15 protein-coding genes and 1 tRNA gene are annotated in these 17,621 nt (G+C 67.7%); 12 read left to right on the top strand and 4 right to left on the bottom strand.

Features of this window, described 5'->3' with window-relative positions:
* Positions 1-27 precede the first annotated feature (27 nt).
* From ftsB to FOZ76_RS07390, 4 genes are all read left to right on the top strand, one after another.
* Positions 28-348 (top strand): cell division protein FtsB, encoded by a 321-nt coding sequence (ftsB, locus tag FOZ76_RS07375; protein ID WP_143947497.1) that lies wholly within the window; start codon positions 28-30, stop codon positions 346-348.
* Between the two features lie 262 nt (positions 349-610).
* On the top strand, positions 611-1,642 hold the full coding sequence (locus FOZ76_RS07380) for a TRAP transporter substrate-binding protein (protein ID WP_143947498.1): 1,032 nt from the start codon (positions 611-613) through the stop codon (positions 1,640-1,642).
* A gap of 233 nt (positions 1,643-1,875) precedes the next feature.
* The gene (locus FOZ76_RS07385) at positions 1,876-2,388 is read left to right on the top strand and encodes a TRAP transporter small permease (RefSeq protein ID WP_170235329.1); all 513 of its coding nucleotides are present in this window, start codon (positions 1,876-1,878) and stop codon (positions 2,386-2,388) included.
* Positions 2,378-3,673 carry a TRAP transporter large permease gene (locus FOZ76_RS07390; protein WP_143947500.1) on the top strand — a complete coding sequence of 432 codons (1,296 nt, stop codon included), beginning with the start codon at positions 2,378-2,380 and terminating at the stop codon, positions 3,671-3,673. The genes FOZ76_RS07385 and FOZ76_RS07390 overlap by 11 nt, the downstream gene beginning before the upstream one ends.
* A 58-nt stretch (positions 3,674-3,731) precedes the next feature.
* Here FOZ76_RS07390 and FOZ76_RS27425 read toward each other — a convergent pair whose 3' ends face one another.
* Together FOZ76_RS27425 and FOZ76_RS07400 are read right to left on the bottom strand one after the other, a co-directional pair.
* Positions 3,732-4,031: a YciI family protein gene (locus FOZ76_RS27425; protein WP_170235330.1), complete on the bottom strand. Its 300-nt coding sequence runs from the start codon at positions 4,029-4,031 to the stop codon at positions 3,732-3,734.
* 79 nt (positions 4,032-4,110) lie between these two features.
* Positions 4,111-5,745, bottom strand: a complete 1,635-nt coding sequence (locus tag FOZ76_RS07400) for a BCCT family transporter (protein WP_143947502.1) — start codon at positions 5,743-5,745, stop codon at positions 4,111-4,113.
* A 329-nt stretch (positions 5,746-6,074) separates the two neighbouring features.
* Between FOZ76_RS07400 and FOZ76_RS07405 the strand changes: the two genes are divergently transcribed.
* The 6 genes from FOZ76_RS07405 to FOZ76_RS07430 all read left to right on the top strand — a co-directional run bounded on the left by FOZ76_RS07405 (position 6,075) and on the right by FOZ76_RS07430 (position 14,752).
* Complete coding sequence (locus FOZ76_RS07405; RefSeq protein WP_143947503.1) at positions 6,075-7,724, top strand: methyl-accepting chemotaxis protein; 1,650 nt, start codon at positions 6,075-6,077, stop codon at positions 7,722-7,724.
* Positions 7,725-7,953: 229 nt separating this feature from the next.
* Positions 7,954-10,179, top strand: a complete 2,226-nt coding sequence (locus FOZ76_RS07410; protein ID WP_143947504.1) for an ABC transporter substrate-binding protein — start codon at positions 7,954-7,956, stop codon at positions 10,177-10,179.
* On the top strand, positions 10,176-11,153 hold the full coding sequence (locus FOZ76_RS07415) for an ABC transporter permease (RefSeq protein WP_143947505.1): 978 nt from the start codon (positions 10,176-10,178) through the stop codon (positions 11,151-11,153). Before FOZ76_RS07410 ends, FOZ76_RS07415 begins: the two co-directional genes overlap by 4 nt.
* 4 nt (positions 11,154-11,157) lie before the next feature.
* A complete protein-coding gene (locus FOZ76_RS07420; protein WP_143947506.1) occupies positions 11,158-12,612 on the top strand; it encodes an ABC transporter permease in 1,455 nt (484 codons plus the stop codon).
* Positions 12,609-14,549, top strand: coding sequence for an ABC transporter ATP-binding protein (locus FOZ76_RS07425; protein ID WP_143947507.1), 1,941 nt, complete (start codon positions 12,609-12,611; stop codon positions 14,547-14,549). Before FOZ76_RS07420 ends, FOZ76_RS07425 begins: the two co-directional genes overlap by 4 nt.
* A 113-nt stretch (positions 14,550-14,662) precedes the next feature.
* Positions 14,663-14,752: transfer RNA gene (locus FOZ76_RS07430), tRNA-Ser, on the top strand.
* Between the two features lie 29 nt (positions 14,753-14,781).
* Here FOZ76_RS07430 and FOZ76_RS07435 read toward each other — a convergent pair.
* Positions 14,782-14,934 (bottom strand): nuclear transport factor 2-like protein, encoded by a 153-nt coding sequence (locus tag FOZ76_RS07435; RefSeq protein ID WP_211366089.1) that lies wholly within the window; start codon positions 14,932-14,934, stop codon positions 14,782-14,784.
* Positions 14,931-16,676, bottom strand: a complete 1,746-nt coding sequence (locus FOZ76_RS07440) for a Na+/H+ antiporter (protein WP_143947508.1) — start codon at positions 16,674-16,676, stop codon at positions 14,931-14,933. The genes FOZ76_RS07435 and FOZ76_RS07440 overlap by 4 nt, the downstream gene beginning before the upstream one ends.
* Before the next feature lie 165 nt (positions 16,677-16,841).
* On the opposite strand from FOZ76_RS07440, the gene FOZ76_RS07445 reads away from it, so the two are divergent.
* Positions 16,842-17,132, top strand: a complete 291-nt coding sequence (locus tag FOZ76_RS07445) for a hypothetical protein (RefSeq protein WP_425473247.1) — start codon at positions 16,842-16,844, stop codon at positions 17,130-17,132.
* Entirely contained in the window at positions 17,122-17,514 is a 393-nt protein-coding gene (locus FOZ76_RS07450) for a DoxX family protein (protein ID WP_143947509.1), read from the top strand. Before FOZ76_RS07445 ends, FOZ76_RS07450 begins: the two co-directional genes overlap by 11 nt.
* Positions 17,515-17,621: the final 107 nt, after the last annotated feature.

Raw genomic sequence — 17,621 nt, forward strand, 5'->3', positions numbered from 1 at the left:
TGGCCGGCCGATAGGGGGTAGTCCACCATGCGTGCCTTCGTCGTGGCGCTGCTGATCGGCCTGGCGCTGATCCAGTACCCCCTGTGGTGGGGCAAGGGCGGCTGGCAGCGGGTCTGGGAGATGCAGCGCCAGATCGGCGCCCAGAACGACCTGAACGCCGGCCTGCGCCTGCGCAATGCGGCGCTGGAAGCCGAACTGAAGGATCTGCAGGCGGGCACCGACGCCATCGAGGAGCGGGCCCGCCAGGAGCTCGGTCTGGTGAGCGGCGAGGAGGTGTTCGTCCAGTTCATGGAGGGCGCCTCGCTGCGCAACGTGATGCCCGCGCCACCGGCGCCCGCCCCACGCTGACCGTCCTGCCGCGCAAAAAAAAAGCCTTCCTCCGGGAAGGCTTTTTTGCGTGGCGGCGTCGACCCTGTGCTGTCCGCATAACGAGCGAACGCGTTTGCTCAGCCTGAACGTTTGAAACCAAACTAATTTCTTCTATACTGATTGCACAAGAAGCCGCGGGCGGTTGCGGCTCGACATCGGCAGGGTAGGAACGTGTTACGCCGAGCCGGCAAAGATGCCAGAATAGGCGTCACAACGTCGAACAACCAACAGGAGACACTGCATGAAGCGCTTTCCCCTCAAGGCTCTGGCCGGGGCCGTGCTGGCCACGGCCGCCATGGGCGCGGCCCAGGCGGCCGATGTCACCCTCCGGTATACCCACTTCTGGCCGTCCGCATCGCGCGTGCATACCGAGGTCTTCGAGGCCTGGGCCAAGTCGATCGAGCAGGCTTCCGACGGGCGCATCCGGGTGCAGGTGTTCCCGGCGCAGACGCTGGCCAAGGCCGACGGCTCCTACCAGGCGACAGTGAACGGCGTGGCCGACATCGTCAGCACCGCCCAGGGCTATACCGCGGGGCGCTTCCCGCTCAGCCAGATCGTCGAGTTCCCCGGCATGGGCGAGACGTCCCTGCAGAGCGGCTGCATTCTGCAGAGCCTGTACGACAAGGGCATGCTCGACAAGGAATACGCCGACAGCAAGGTGCTCTACATGTTCACCACCGGCCCCGGCGTGCTGCACACGCGCGACAAGAGCATTCCCAACCCGGACGCGCTCAAGGGCCTGCGCATGCGCAACCCGGCGGCGATCGCCGGGCAGGTGCTGCAGAAGGCCGGCGCGCGCAACGTATCCATGCCGGCCCCCGAAGCCTACGAGTCGATGCAGCGCGGCGTGATCGACGGCACCGCCTTCCCCTGGGAGGCGATGCAGGTGTTCCGCCTCAACGAACTCGCTTCGCACCACACGCACGTCCCGGTGTATTCGACGGTGTTCGTCACCGCGATGAACAAGCGCACCTACGATCGCCTGCCGGACGATCTCAAGAAAGTCATCGACGATCACTCCGGCGCGAAGTGGCAGCAGCGCGCCGCGGCGGTGTTCGACGCGCTCGACGTGGAAGGCCGCCAGGCCGCGGAGAAGGCCGGCAACGAGATCATCGTGGTCGACGACCCGATGAAGGACGCCGCCTGGGGGCCGCTGCTGCAGTCCGTGGTCGACGACTATCTCGGCGGCCTCAAGAAGCAGAACCTGCCGGGCGAGGACGTCTACAAGGCTGCGCTCGAGGCCAAGTCGAGCTGTCCCGCCACGGCGGGTTGATGGTGTGCGCGCGGCGGGCGCGTCCCGCCGCTGCGATGAGCCGGCCCGGGGTGTGGATCGACAGCCGCCCGAGCGCCCGGGACGCCGTCCCGGCGAGGGCATGTCGATCCGCCCGCCCTGGCGCCGGCTCGTTTTGTCTGATTCGAGGGATTGACGATGTCCTATGCCGTCTGGGCCCGGGCTCACAGGGCGCCTTGGGGGCGGGCCGGCCGCCTGTCGCGGCGGGAGCAGCCATGAAAGCGATCGACCTCGTGCTGGAACGCATCGCGCGGGTGCTGCTCGCGCTCGCCGGCGTGGCCCTGATCGCCATGATGTTCGTCGTGATGTTCGACGTGCTCGTGCGCAACCTGAGCGGGATCATTCCGGCGCTGCAGGACCTGAAGTACTACGGCACGATCGAGATCGTGCGCTACCTGTTCCTGTTCGCCATGGCGGGCACCATGCCGTGGGGCGTGGAGAAATCCCAGGTGGTGGTCGAACTCTTCACGCAGCGGTTCTCGGCCAGCGCGCAGGCGCGCATCGACGCCTTCTTTCTGCTCGGCTATTTTCTTCTCGGCAGTTTCATGGCCTACAGCCTCTTCATCGCGGGCACGCATGCCTACGTCACGGGCGAGACCACGCCCGATCTGCTGATTCCCTTGGGGCCGATCCGCTACGCCACGGCGTTCTGCATGGGCTTGATGGCCTTGCGCGCGCTGCTGGCCGCGATACGCGGCATGAGCCGGGGAGCAGCCCATGTCGCCTGAAGTCACCGGCGTCGTCGGCATTCTCGTGCTGCTCGTGCTGCTGGCGGTGCGCATGCCCATCGCCCTGTCGATGGCCACCGTCGGGCTGGGCGGCTTCACCTACCTCGTGGGCTGGGAGCCGGCGCTCGCGATCCTGGAATCGGCCCCGACCGATGTCCTGACGAATTTCGGTTTCAGCGCGATTCCGCTGTTCATCTTCATGGGCGTGCTCGCGTCCAAGGCACGCATGGCGGGCGAGCTGTTCGACATGGCGCGCACCGTCTTCGGCGCCTGGCGCGGCGGCATGGCCATGGCCGCCGTGATGGCCAGCGGCACGTTCTCGGCGATCTCCGGCTCGTCGCTCGCCACCGCCGCCACGATCAGCAAGGTCGCCTTGCCCGAGATGGAGAAAAAGGGGTATGCGCAGTCGCTGGCCTCCGGGGTGCTGGCCGCGGGCGGGACGCTGGGGGTCATCATCCCGCCCAGCATCGCCTTGCTGCTGTACGGGCTGATCACCGAGCAATCGGTGGGCGCGCTGTTCATCGCCGCGCTGGTGCCGGGCCTGCTCGGCGTGGTCTGCTATGCGCTTGCGGTCTGGCTGGTGGTCACGCTCAAGCCCCAACTGGCCGGCGAGCCGATGCCGGCGACCACCTTCGGCGAGAAAGTGCGCTCGTTGCGCTCGGTGGGCCCCTTCCTGATCATCTTCCTGATCGTGCTGGGCGGGCTCTATACCGGGTTCTTCACGCCCACCGAAGCCGCGGCCGTCGGCACCTTCGCCACGCTGGTGGTGGCGGTGATGCGCGGTGTCGGCCTGCACGACATCGTGTCCGCGGTCGGGGAATCGCTGGCCATGGCGGTGGTCATCTTCTTCATGCTGCTCGGCGCGGAGATCTTCGGCTACTTCCTTTCGGTGTCGCGCCTGTCGTTCTATATCTCGGACCTGATCAGCGGCGCCGGCATGGCGCCGATCGGCGTGCTGCTGTGCATCCTGCTGCTGTATCTGGTGCTGGGCTGCTTCATGGATTCGATGGCCATGATGCTGCTCACCGTGCCGGTGGTGTTCCCGGCCGTGATGGCGGCGGGCTTCGATCCGATCTGGTTCGGCGTCATCACCGTCATCACGGTGGAGATCGGCCTCATCACGCCGCCTGTGGGCATGAACGTCTTCGTCATCAAGGCGGCGGCGCGGCACGTGCCCCTGAGCGCGATCTTCCGGGGCGTGACGCCATTCATCGTGGCCGACCTGTTCCGCCTCGCGCTGCTCGTGGCCTTCCCCTGGCTGATGATCGGCGTGCTGGTCGGCTAGGGATGCCCGTCCTCGGGGGCGAGGGCGGGTACCGCATGCCGGCACCCGGCATTCGCGGTCAGATCTCGACCGGGGCCTGCGGGTAGGCCTTGCCCCAGTGATAGAGCTCGACCTTCTCGCGCAGGCCATTCTGCATGAAAGGATCGCCCTGGATCATCGCCTGGGCCGCTTCGAAGCTGTCGGCGCGGATGAGCCACAGCGCACCGACCGGCGTGCTGTCGGCCGCGCCCGTGCGCAGGGGGCCGGCGGCCACGATGGCGGCGGCATTCTGCTCCAGCCATTGCATGTGCGCATCCATGTGCGCATTGCGTATGGCCAGGCCGTTGGGGATGTCATAGAAGCGGACGGCGAACAGCATGTCGGGTTCCAAAGGTTGTCGGTGCGATCGATGATAGCAGGCGGCCCGGGCCGCGCCGCCGCTTGCGCACCGTGCGCGTTCAGGTGTCCTTCCTGGCAGCGCTGGGCCGTTCGGCCTCGGCCGTGGGGGCTTCGGCCGCGGGTGCCTTGGCGCCGCCGCCGGCCGGCGGGTTGCGTCTGGCTTCCTTCTCCAGCGCGCGATAGCGGCGCAGGTCTGCCGGCGCGATGGGCAGGGGCTCATGCCGGATGAACTTGACGATGGCGGCCAGCATGGCGAGCAGCAGCACCGTGAAGGGCAGGGCAGCCACCAGTGCGGCCGTCTGCAGCGATTCCAGCCCGCCGGCGACGAGCAGTACGGCGGCGATGGCGGCCATCAGCACGCCCCAGACCAGCTTGTTGCCCAGGGTGGGATGCAGCGTGCCCCGGGTGGCCATGCTGGCGAGGATGTAGGTGGCCGAATCGGCCGAGGTCACCATGAAAAGAAAGATCAGGGCGATCGAGAACACCGAGAGCATCGTGCTGAGCGGCAGGGCCTCGTAAGCGGCGAATAGGGCGAGCGCTACGTCCTGATCGACGATGGCGGCGATGTTCGTGCCCGATTGCAGATCGCTGTGCAGCGCCATGCCGCCGAAGACCGCGATCCAGACGCAGCCCAGGGCCGGCGGCACCACCAGCACACCCATGACGAATTCGCGGATGGTGCGTCCGCGCGAGACCCGCGCCACGAACGCGCCCACGAACGGCGACCACGAAATCGCCCAGGCCCAATAGAAGATGGTCCAGTCGTTGATCCAGGTGCCGCCCTGGTACGGCGTCATGCGCAGGCTGTATTCGACGAAATGGGTGAGGTAGTCGCCCAGGGCGAGGGTGAACACGTCGAGCATGAAGACGGTCGGCCCGAGCGTGAACACGTAGACCAGCAGGACCAGGCACATCGCCAGGTTGATGTTGCTCAGCACCCGCATGCCGCGATCCAGGCCGGTGGCCGAGGACACCATGTAGACCGCGAACATCGCCACCACGATGAGCAACTGCACCGGCACGCTGCTCGGGATGCCGAACACCGACTCCATGCCGCCGCCGATCTGCAGCACGCCCAGGCCGACGGTGGTGGCCACGCCCAGGGTGGTGGCCACCACCGAGAGGCTGTCGATGCCGATCTTGACCAGCGGCCGGTTGCCCGTCACGGGCCCCAGCACGGTGGAGACCAGGCCGTCGCGCTGCTTGCGGAACTGCATCAGCCCGATGCCCAGGCCGGCGAGGGCGAACACCGCCCATTGGCTCAGGCCCCAGTGAAAGAACGCGTACCCCATGGCGACCCGGGCCGCCTGCGGTGTTTCGGCCCCCAGGCTGGCGAAGGGCGGCCGGAAGAAATGGCTCATGGGCTCGGCCACCCCCCAGAACACCAGCCCGGCGCCGAACCCGGTCGAGAACAGCATGGCGATCCAGGTGAAGAACGGGAACTCCGGTTTGCAATCGTCCGGCCCCAGGCGCAGCTTGCCGTATCGGCTCAGGGCGACCCAGAGCAGGAACAGCACCATGACGAACACCGACAGAAGCAGCAGCCAGCCGAAGTTGCCGGTGAGCCAGTCCAGCAGGGTGCCGGCCACATCGCCGAACGTTGCGGGCGCGACCGCGCCAAATACCACCAGGGCGAATACGGTCAGTGCGGACACCCGCATGACGGGGGACAGATCGAGGAACAAACGTTTCATCGCGACATCGTAGCTGACTCGGAATTTCACCGGCCTTCAACTTTCGTGCCAACGGCCCTGTGGTTCCGGCCACGCCGCGGATGTGCGGGTGCCGTACAACGAGGGCCGATTGGCATGTTTCCTTCTTCGCCAGGCCCGACGGCGACCGGTTTTGTCAACAAATGACAACTTTCCCGGGTTCCGTCCAGGTGCGTGGTGCGGACGTATCCGTATTTGATACAATTAACAACAATTTAAAACATTGCGTCATGGCTGCGCCGGAGTGCGGCCGGGCAAAGTCCCGGCCGCCGTAGACCGGCGAGGCCCCACCCCAACCAACCGAAGAAAGCATGCAACAGTTTCTCAGAGACATCACGGTCCGCCGCATGGTCCTATGCGTGCTCCTGCTGGTCAGCGTCCTGGTCGCCGCACTGGCGGCCATCGGCATGCGAGGCATCGTGCACTCCGAAGAGGCGATGGACGACAGCCTCGCGCTGCTGCGTGCAGTCTCGGCGCTCAACCAGGCCAACGCGCAGGTGCTGAACGCGCGCCTGCTGCTGCGGCTGCAGATGGAGCACATCGACGCCGGCGACCGGGCGCGCTCGAGCAGCGATGCGCGGGACATCGACGCCGCTCTCGCAGCCGCGCGCCAGCACTTCGACGCCTTCGTCCATGAGGCCCGGCCGCATGCGCCGCAGGCCCTGCTGCAACGCCTGGAAGCGGACTTTCGCACCCTGCTGGATCAGGGCGTTGCGGCGCAGCACCGCCTGCTCGCGGCGGGCGGGACCGCACAGGCGATGGAACTCGGCAATCGGGTGGTCGGGCCGGCCGGCCAGGCATGGAACGAGTCCCTGGAGCGCTACCGGACCTATGCGGACGAACACGTGACAGGACTGGCCCGGATCGCCCAGGCCGATCGCCGCCTGGCCTTCATCGGCGTGCCCGTCGCGCTGGGCATCTGCCTGCTGCTGGTGGTGCTGGGCGACCGCTACGTCGTGACCTGCGTCAAGCGCCCGCTGGACGACATCAAAGGGCACTTCCAGCGTATCGCGCACGGCGATCTGACTCGTCCCATCGCGCTCTTCGGCAACAACTGCGTGGGCCAGATCCTGCCGTTCCTGCGGGACATGCAGGCGAGCCTGTCGCGCACCGTCGGTACCGTGCGTGAGGGCGTGGCGCAGATCAACGCAGGTGCGGCCGAGATCTCGGCCGGCAATGCCGACCTGTCGTCCCGCACCGAGGAACAGGCCGCGTCGCTGGAAGAGACCGCCGCCAGCATGGAGGAACTGGCCTCCACCGTGCGCAACAACGCCCAGAATGCCGGCCACGCCCGCGACGTGGCCGGGCGGGCCAGCGAGACCGCGCAGCGCGGCAGCGCCGCCGTGCTGCAGGCCGTGGACACCATGCGCAGGATCGCCGACAGCTCGCGACGCATCGACGACATCACCTCGGTGATCGATTCCATCGCCTTTCAGACCAACATCCTGGCGCTCAACGCCGCGGTGGAGGCCGCCCGCGCCGGCGAGCAGGGCAAGGGCTTCGCCGTGGTGGCCAGCGAGGTGCGCACGCTCGCGCAGCGCAGTGCGGCCGCGGCCAGGGAGATCAAGGACCTGATCGCCTCCTCCAGCGCCACGGTGGCCGAAGGCTCCCAGCAGGTGGAGGCGGCGGGCACGACCATGGAGGACATCCTGGAATCCGTGCGCCGGCTGGCGGGCCTGGTCGGCGAGATCGCTTCGGCCTCGCACGAGCAGGCGGCCGGCATCGAGCAGGTCAACACCGCCATGACGCAGATGGACCAGTTCACGCAGCAGAACGCCGCCCTGGTCGAACAGGCCGCCGCTGCCGCCGCCGCGCTCGAAGACCAGGCCCTGCACTTGCAACGTGCCGTTGCCGTGTTCCGTCTCGCCGACACTGGCCTCGTTCTGGAAAACGATGCCTTCTCCGGGGCGGACGCGGAGCGACCCGTCCAGGGCGGGCCCATGCCGGCGGTGCCGCACTGAGGCCCGGCTCCTCATCTTCGATCGGGAGCGACTCACCTCGAATTCCAGCCCTCGGGCGGCAGGGCGATGCCCGTGCCCGCCCGAGCCCGCGGCCCCCGGGCCGTGGACTAATCCTCCGTCGCGACACCAGGTTCTGTACGGCGTTTGCCGATTGGTTTAGTCTTTGCGCTGTTCCCGGACGTCGGCGCGCGTCCCGGACGTTGCCACGCCTGACGACGGAGATGTGCTTATGCGCCGTGGGCGCTCCTGGTTTTTCGTGCTGCTGGTCCTGCTGGTGTGCCTTGCCCTCTGGGCCGGCTGGCGCTCGGGGCTGTTCAGCCGGCCCGTGAACAGCCCCTATCCCGCGGGGGCCATGGCCACCAGCACGCTGTTCACCGCTTTCACCCAGCGCTCGCCGCGCACGCTCGATCCCGCCGTCTCGTATTCCTCGGACGAGTCCACCTACACCTACGCGATCTACCAGCCGCTCTATCAATACCACTACCTGAAGCGGCCCTACACGCTGGTGCCCAACGCCGCGGCCGCGGTGATCGAGCCCACCTTGCTCGATGCGCAGGGCAACGTCCTGCCCGAGGATGCGCCCGGCGAGAACGTGGCCGAGAGCGTGTACGACATTCCGATCAAGCCGGGCATCCGCTACGCGCCGCATCCGGCCTTCGCCCAGGACGGCGCCGGCAACTACCGCTATCACGCGCTCACGCCCGAGACGCTGGGCGACATCCGCACCATCGGCGCCTTCGAGCACACCGGCACGCGCGAACTCACCGCCGAGGACTACGTCTACCAGATCCGCCGGATCGCCAACCCGCGCGTGGTCTCGCCCATCTATGCCCAGATGAGCGAGCACATCGTCGGCATGCGCGAATACGGCGATCGCCTGCGCGCGCTCGATGCCGAACTGCGCGCGGCGGGCCGGGCGAACGCGTGGCTGGACCTGCGCGAGCACGGCTTTGACGGCGTGCAGGCCCTGGATGCGCACACCCTGCGCATTCGCGTGGTCGGCAAATATCCGCAGTTCTCCTACTGGCTGGCGATGTCCTTCTTCGCGCCCATGCCCTGGGAGGCCGAGCGCTTCTACCAGCAGCCCGGCATGGCCGAGCGCAACCTGACGCTCAAGGACTGGCCCGTGGGCACCGGCCCCTACTACATGGCCAACAACGAGCTGAACTGGCGCATCGAGCTCAAGCGCAACCCGTACTTCGCCTCGCTCACCTATCCCTGCGAGGGCGAGCCGCAGGACGCTGCCGAAGGACGCCTGGCCGATTGCGGCAAGCCGCTGCCCTTCATCGACCGGGCGGTCTTCAGCATCGAGAAGGAGGCCGTGCCGCTGCAGGGCAAGTTCATGCAGGGCTACTACGACGTGCCCCAGATCGAACGCGGCGAGTACGGCGTGGCCTTCCGGGTGGCCGCCGAGGATTCGCCGGACAAGGCCGCGCTCTACGCCGAGCGCGGCCTGCAGTTGCCGACCACGGTGGAGACCAGCATCTGGTACATGGGTTTCAACTGGCTCGACCCGGTGGTCGGCAAGGGCGATACGCCGGAGCAGGAGGAGCGCAACCGCAAGCTGCGCCAGGCGATCAGCATCGCCGTGGACTGGGAGCAGTACGTCGCCATCTTCGAGGCCAACCAGGCGCAGGTCGGCTACGGGCCGGTGCCGCCCGGCGTGCTCGGCCACCAGTCCGGGCCCGAGGGCGCCAATCCCTACGTCTACGACGTGGCCGATGGACAGGTCCAGCGCAAGTCGCTCGACGAGGCCAGGCGCCTGCTCGCCGAGGCCGGCTATCCGGACGGGCGCGACGCCAAGACCGGCGCGCCCCTGGTCCTGCACTACGACGCCATGGGCGGGGCCTCGGGCGCGCGCCCGCAGTACGACTGGATGCAGCGCCAGTTCGCCAAGCTCGGCATCCAGCTCGAAGTCCGTTCGACCGACTACAACCGCTTCCAGGAGAAGATGATCAACGGCGTGGCCCAGATCTTCATGTGGGGCTGGTTGGCGGATTATCCCGATGCGGAGAATTTCCTGTTCCTGCTGTACGGCCCGCACGCCAAGGCCGGCCAGGACGGCGAGAACGCCGCCAACTACCGCAACCCCGAGTTCGACGCCTTGTTCGACCGCATGAAGTATCTCGACGACGGCCCGCAGAAGGAGGAGATCATCCACCGCATGACGGCCATCGTGCAGCGCGACGCGCCCTGGATGTTCGGCTACTACCCGGCCTCGGGCGGCGCCTACCATCAGTGGGTGGGCAACGCCAAGCCGAGCCAGATGGTGCGCAATGCGCTGTCGTACCTGAGCATCGACGCCGAACTGCGCGCCGCCAAGGTCCAGGAGTGGAACCGGCCGGTCTGGTGGCCGCTGGCGCTGCTCGTCCTGCTGCTCGCCCTGCTGGTCGTGCCGGCGGCGCGGCTGCTGCGCCGGCGCGAGCGCGCCACCGCGCTGGAGGCGCTGCCATGACCGGCTACATCCTGCGCCGCATCGTGTATGGCGTGCTGATCGTGATCGGGGTGAACCTCTTCACCTTCCTGTTGTTCTTCGCGGTGAACACCCCCGACGACATGGCGCGCCTGGCGATCGGCGGGCGGCGCGTCAGCGCCGACGCCATCGAGCAGTGGAAAGTCCAGCACGGCTACGACAAGCCGCTCTTCGTGAACGCCGCCGCCGCGGGCGCCGACAAGCTCACCGACACCATCTTCTACGAGCGCTCGGTGCCGCTGCTGCGCTTTGACTTCGGGTTCTCGGATGCGGGGCGCGACATCGGCTACGAGATCAAGCAGCGCATCGGCCCCAGCCTCGCGCTGGCGATACCGACCTTCCTGCTGGGCATGTTGGCGAGCATCGCGTTCTCGCTGCTGCTGGTGTACTTCAGGGCCACCTGGCTGGATTTCTGGGGCGTGGTGCTGTGCGTCGCGCTGTTGTCGATCTCGGCCCTGTTCTACATCATTTCCGGGCAGTACCTCTTCGCCAAGCTGCTGCGCGCGGCGCCGTACTCGGGCTTTGCGGGCGGCTGGGACATGGTGCATTTCCTGGCGCTGCCGGTGGTGGTGGCGCTCATCGCCAAGCTCGGCCCGGAGGCGCGCTTCTACCGCGCGCTGTTCCTGGAAGAGGCGGGCAAGGACTACGTACGCACCGCGCGCGCCAAGGGCCTGCCCGAGCGCCTGGTGCTGTTCCGCCATGTGCTGCGCAATGCCCTGCTGCCCATCCTGACCAGCAGCGTGGCCGTGATTCCGCTGCTCTTCATGGGCAGCCTGATCGCCGAGTCGTTCTTCGGCATCCCCGGCCTGGGCAGCTACACCATCGACGCCATCAATGCGCAGGATTTCTCCGTCGTGCGGGCCATGGTGTTCCTGGGCTCGGTGCTGTACGTGATCGGCCTGCTGCTCGCCGACATCTCCTACACGATCGCCGATCCGCGCGTGAGGATGGAGTAAGCCGATGCCCAAGTTCGTACTGCTCTGGACCGACGCGGCGCTGTTCCTCCTGATGCTGGCCGTGCTTGGCTATGCATGGCGCGTGCACCGCTCGCCCAACCTGCGCGCCACCTGGAGCCGGGTGCTGCACGACACCCCGGCCATGTGCGCCGCCGTGGTGCTGCTGATGTTCAGCCTGATCGCCATTCTCGACTCCGTGCACTATCGGCCGGCGCTGCCGCCGGTGCAAGGCGCCGCGGCCGACGCGCCGCGGGCGTATGCGCCGGTGACCCGGTCGCTGCTGGACGCCGTGCTCGAACGCGGCATGCCGGCGGCCGAGCGCAGTTGGTCGGCCCCGCTGGCGATCCGCCAGTTCACCAAGGAGACCGAACTCATCGACGGTGAACCCGTGCGCGATTTCCCGCGTCTGGTGAGCGGCGGCGCGCACCTGGGCGAGCACACCGAGCGCTGGGTGGGCGACGTGCTGACCCGCGCCGGCGCGGGCCTGGCGGCCGGCGCGGCCGCCGCCGTGGTGCTCGCGCTGCTCACCAGCACGCTGCTTGCCATGCAGTGGCGCCTGGGCTGGCGCGAGGCCTGCCGCGACATCGCGGCCGGCGTCACGCGCGTGCCCTGGCGGGCGATGCTGATCACCGCGGCGTGCGTATGCCTGCTCGTCGGCCTGGTCGCCGGGCTGGGTTCGGGCTATCACGTGCTGGGCACCGACCGCACCGGCAACGACGTGCTCGTGCAGGCCTTGAAGAGCGTACGCACGGCGCTCGTGATCGGCAGCCTCACCACCATCGCCATGCTGCCCTTCGCCATCGTCTTCGGCCTGGCCGCGGGCTATTTCAAGGGCTGGGTCGACGACATCATCCAATACATCTACACCACGCTCACCTCGATTCCGGGCGTGCTGCTGATCGCCGCCTGCGTGCTGATGCTGCAGGTCTTCATCGACACCCACCCCGAGATGTTCACCACGGCGGCCGAGCGCGCCGACGTGCGTCTCTTCATGCTGTGCGTCATCCTCGGCTTCACCGGCTGGGCCGGCCTGTGCCGGCTGCTGCGCGCGGAGGCCCTGAAGCTGAGCGAGCTGGAGTACGTGCAGGCCGCCCGCGCCTTCGGCGTGGGGCACTGGCGCATCATCGTCCGTCACCTGCTGCCCAACGTCATGCACATCGTGCTCATCACCGTGGTCCTCGAGTTCTCCTCGCTGGTGCTGTACGAGGCGGTGCTCTCCTACCTGGGCGTGGGCGTCGATCCCAGCATGAACTCCTTCGGCTCCATGATCGACATGGCGCGCACCGAGATGTCGCGCGACCCCATGATCTGGTGGAACCTGCTGGCGGCCTTCGTCTTCATGCTGGCGCTGGTGCTGGCCGCCAACCTGTTCTCGGATGCCGTGCGCGATGCCTTCGACCCGCGCGGCGGCCTGGTGCGCGCGCGCCGACGCCGTGTTCCCGCAGGAGGTCGCGCATGAGCACGCTGCCGAAACCGTCTGCCGGCGGACCCCTGCTGCGTGTGCAGGACCTCGCCGTGGAGATCCAGAGCGAGCGCGGCACCCAGCAGGCGGTGAAGTCGCTCGCCCTGGCGATCGAGCGCGGGCAGACCTTCGCCCTGGTCGGCGAATCGGGCTGCGGCAAGAGCATCACCGCGCTGGCCCTGCTGCGCCTGCTGCCGGACGCGGCCAGCATCGCCGGCGGGCGCGTCGAGCTGCTGGGCGAGGACATCTATCGGCTGCCGGAGGCGGACATGCGCCGGGTGCGCGGCGGGCGCATCGGCATCATCTTCCAGGAACCCTCGACCAGCCTGAACCCGGTGATGCGGGTCGGCGACCAGATCCTGGAGACCTTGTACGCGCATACGCTGCTGCGCGGCGCCAAGGCCCGAGCCAAGGCCATCGACTGGCTGCGCCGCGTCGGCATCCCGGAGCCCGAACGGCGCATCGACGACTATCCCTTCCAGCTCTCGGGCGGGCAGAAGCAGCGCGTGATGATCGCCATCGCGCTGGCCGCGGAGCCTGCGCTGCTCATCGCGGACGAGCCGACCACCGCGCTGGACGTGACCATCCAGGCGCAGGTGCTCGATCTGCTCGCCGACCTGCAGCGCGAGCTGGGCATGGCGATCCTGCTCATCACGCACGACCTGGCGGTGGTGCGCAACGTCGCGCACCATGTCGCGCTGATGTATGGCGGCGAGATCGTCGAGACGGCTTCGGCCGAGTCCTTCTTTGCCAAGCCCCGCCATCCCTACGCGCGGCTGCTGTTCAATGCCATTCCGAGTTGGGAGAAGCGGGGCAGGCCGCTGTCCAGCGTGTCTTCGGCGCAGTTGTTCGCGAGTCTGCGCGGCACGCCGGGGCGCGCCGCGGCACCCGCCATGCCCTACACGGGGACGGCGGCGTCGGTGCCGGGCATGGCCGGCACCGGGCCCGGCGTGCTCGCCGTCGAGCGCGAGCCGCTGGGCGCGCAGGCGCGCGATCCTCACGCCATGGCCGCCGATCTGCTGGGCGCCGGGGCAGGCTCGGCCGCCCGTGGCGCGGCCGACGCGCCTGTCGCGCAAACCGAGGCCGACCGGGTCGGCGCGCCGGGTGCCGCAGCGCGGCCTGCCGGCGAGCCGGTGCTCAGCGTGCGCGATCTCGTCGTGCACTATCCGATCCGCAAGGGCGTGCTGCGCCGGCGCGTGGGCGAGGTGCGCGCCGTGGATGGCGTCAGCTTCGAGCTGGCGCCGGGACGCACGCTCGCCCTGCTGGGCGAATCGGGTTGCGGCAAGACCACCACCGGCAAGGCGTTGCTGCGCCTGCTCGACCGCAATGCCGACATCCGCGGCGCCGCAGAGCTGGCGGGCAGGCCGCTGCTCACCGCGCGTGGACGCGATCTGCAGGCGCTGCGCCGCGAGCTGCAGATCGTGTTCCAGGACCCGTTCGCTTCCCTGGACCCGCGCATGCGCATCGGCGATGTGCTGGACGAAGCCATGACCGCGCTCGGCCTGGGCGGGGCGCGCAGCGAACGCCAGGCGCGCGCGGCGGCGCTGCTCGAGCGCGTCGGCCTGCCCGCCGATGCCACGAGCCGCTTTCCGCACGAGTTCTCGGGCGGGCAGCGCCAGCGTGTCGCCATCGCCCGCGCGCTCGCGGCCTCGCCGCGCGTCCTCGTGCTGGATGAGCCCACCTCGGCGCTCGACGTCTCCGTGCAGGCGCAGATTCTCAACCTGCTGCGCGAGCTGCAGGCCGAACTCGGTATCGCCTATCTCTTCATCACGCACAACTTCGGCGTGGTCGAGTACATCGCCGACGACATCGCCATCATGGACGCCGGTCGCATCGTCGAGGCGGGGCCCGCCGAAGCGCTGCTCAAGTCGCCCGCGCATGCCGTCACCCAGCGCCTGCTCGCCGCCGTGCCCAGGCTGGGCGCGCTGGGGTAGGGGCGGCCGGCACGCCCGGGCCGGATCGTTTATCATCCCCCCTTTGCCGCGCCGCGCGCGGCAGCCGGCGCCATGCCGGACGGGCGTTCCGGACGGGGCGCCCGTGCTCCCAGGGAAGCGTGGCCGAGTGGTTTAAGGCACTGGTCTTGAAAACCAGCGACGGTTTACGCCGTCCGTGAGTTCGAATCTCACCGCTTCCGCCAAACATCGCCATGGGCGCACAAGTTGCCGGCTACTGCTGGCGCGGCTCGTTGTTGTTGACGAGCGCCTGGTAGGCGACGAGATCGAGCAAGGCCTCGGCCTCGACGACCGAACCGTCCTCCATCCGGACGATCCAGACGAACTGGTTGCGGTAGGGCGCTCCCGAGGTCGTGGTGGCGCTCAACGTGGAAGGTCGCGGTCCGAACTCTGGACGGCGGCGCGGGTCGCCGCATCCACTTGTCGGCGGGCCAGGGCAAGCCGCTTGCGCAATGCAACCTCGGCCGAGTCCAGTTCGGCGACAAGACTGCGCAGTGACTCGTCGTTGATGCGCTGGGCCTGCCTTTCGGCGTAAAGGGTGTCCCGTTCGACGTGCAGCGCCTTCAGCCGCAACTCCAGTTCCACCACGTAACGCTGGCGCCGCTGACGAACCACCTCGGGGGTTTCCGCTTGCGCTTCGGGGGTCGCGGCGGGCCTTGCGTCGTCGAGCAGGTCGATGCGCCTGCGGTACTCTTGCGTCAACAGACCCGCGGATTCTTGATACTGCGCGAGCCATTGCGAGTCGGCGGATTCCGCCTGCTGTTTGTCCAGCACCATGCTGGCAATCGCGGCCTTGCAGGCGGCCAGCCTGGCATCGCGTTCCTCTTTTGCCGAGGCGGGCTCGCCACTGGGCGGCATGCGTTGCAGCACCAGCGGCAGGCCGATGCTTCCGATCAAGAGCGTGAATAGGATGGTGCCGGTAGCCAGGAAGATCAGCAGGTCGCGGCCCGGAAAGGGGGCTCCGTTGTTGAGCAGCAGCGGGACCGAAAGGGCGCCGGCCAGGGTGACGGCGCCGCGAATTCCGGCCAGCGTGGTGGCCAGGGTCAGCAGCCGTGAGGGCCTCTCGACCATTTTGCCTTCCCGGTGTGCGCGCCAGAGACTGCTTTGCACGCCAACGGTGAGCCAGATCCAGCGTAGCAGCAGCAAGGCCAGGGAGATGGCCGCGGCATAGCTGGCGAGCAGCCACCACCGGTGACCGGCCTCATGCAGCGTCATGCCGATGATGGAGGGCAGTTGCAGGCCCAGCAGCAGGAAGATGGCGCCGTTGAATGCCGCCTCCACCATGGTCCACGTGCCTTCCGTCTGCATGCGTTCCGCGACGAACCGGCTGCGGTTGAGATCGGCGAAATTGGTCGTGATGCCGGCGGCAACCGCGGCCAGGATACCCGAGACGCCAATCTGCTCGCCGACGATGTAGGCCGCAAACGGCAACAACACGAGCAGCAGCACCATCTGGGTGGCGGCCACGTCGCCCAGCCTGCGGGTCACGTGGTCGCGCGCCACGGCGAAGCCCCAGCCGATGAGGGCGCCCATGCCGAGCCCGCCCAGGGCCATCCACATGAAGTCCTTCGCCACTTCGGTCCAGGAGAACAGCCCCGTGAGCGTGGCCGCGACGGCGAACTTCAACGCCACCAGGCCCGATGCGTCATTGAGCAGCGATTCTCCTTCGAGCACGTGCATGGTCTGGGAAGGCATTCCCAGGTTGCGCGTGATTGCCGATACCGCCACGGCGTCGGTAGGCGACACCACCGCCGCGAGCGCGAATGCGACGGTCAGGGGCATTTCCGGAATCATCCAGTGAATGAGGTAGCCAAGGCCGATCACGGTGAACAGCACCAGACCGAGCGCCAGTTTCAGGATTGGCTTGTAGAGCGCAAAGAATTCGCGCTTTGGAATGCGCCAGCCATCGGCGAACAGCAGTGGTGGGATGAACAGCAGCAGGAACAGTTCAGGGTCAAAGGCGATATGCAGCCCTTCCTGGGGCCAGGATATTGCGGCACCCAGGCCTATCTGGATCAGAGGCAAGGGAACCGCCCGGATATAGCGGGCAACGATGCCGGTTAGCGCGCCGAGCATCAAGACCAGGAGCACAGTTTCAACGGTATGCATACGAAGATCTCAAATACAGTGGGCTCTCCCGACCAGAGCGTGCCAGGCCCATACCGTCCAATGCTGCCTGGAGCACGAGATAGGTGTTGTTGAATACCGCCCGGCCATTTACGCTCACTTCGATCGTCTGCCGATACGCGCGTACAGCCGCAGCGGCCGGATCCGGTGGCCAAGGCTATCAGCCCCGATGACGCACTGGGCTCACGCGTGGCGCCCCTGGGTCTGTGGTTCTATCGGGGCCGCAGTCTGCCGGAGAAATACCACGGCGGCGCTTTCGTCAGCAATCACGGCAGTTGGGACCGCAACCCTTTGAGCGGCTACGACGTGGTCTTCGTGCGTTTCAGGGACGGCAAGCCCGAGGGCGGGTCGGAGCCGACATGGATCACGCAGCAGAGTTCGGTATGTCGCCGCCGTTCAGTCTTGTTTTACGCTCAGGAGCATTCCGATGAACGATGAAGCCTTGCTTGTTGCCCGTCTCTTTCTGGGCATTCCTTTCATCCTGTGGGGCGTGATGAAGCTGCGTGGTGGTGAGGCCAAGCTCGAGCCCATGCTTACGGGCCTGGGCATACCGGACGCCAAGCTACTGGCGTATCTCGTTGGTCTTTGCGAATTCATCGGCGGCGTGGGGGTCACCATTGGCTATCCGGTGCGAACGGTGGGTATCCTGCTGGGTCTGTGGTGCCTGGTCGCCGGTTACGCGGCCCACAGAAAGGACATCAGTCAACTGCTGACGCATGTGGCAATGGCCGGCGGCTTCTTCCTGTTGGCCGCTGTCGGCGCAGGCTCGATTGCGCTGTTTGGCGGTGCACCAACGGGACGGTTCGCCTATCTACCGTAGCTACTCCTCAAGACGCGACGAGGTTTGTACTCCCCGCAACGACCAGCGTTTGCTCACTTGCGCCTCTGCGACGGCGGGGCGCAATGCAGCCAATGATTCCTGTGCTT

The sequence above is a fragment of the Verticiella sediminum genome, from assembly GCF_007558815.1.
GTDB classification, from domain to species: Bacteria; Pseudomonadota; Gammaproteobacteria; order Burkholderiales; family Burkholderiaceae_B; genus Verticiella; species Verticiella sediminum.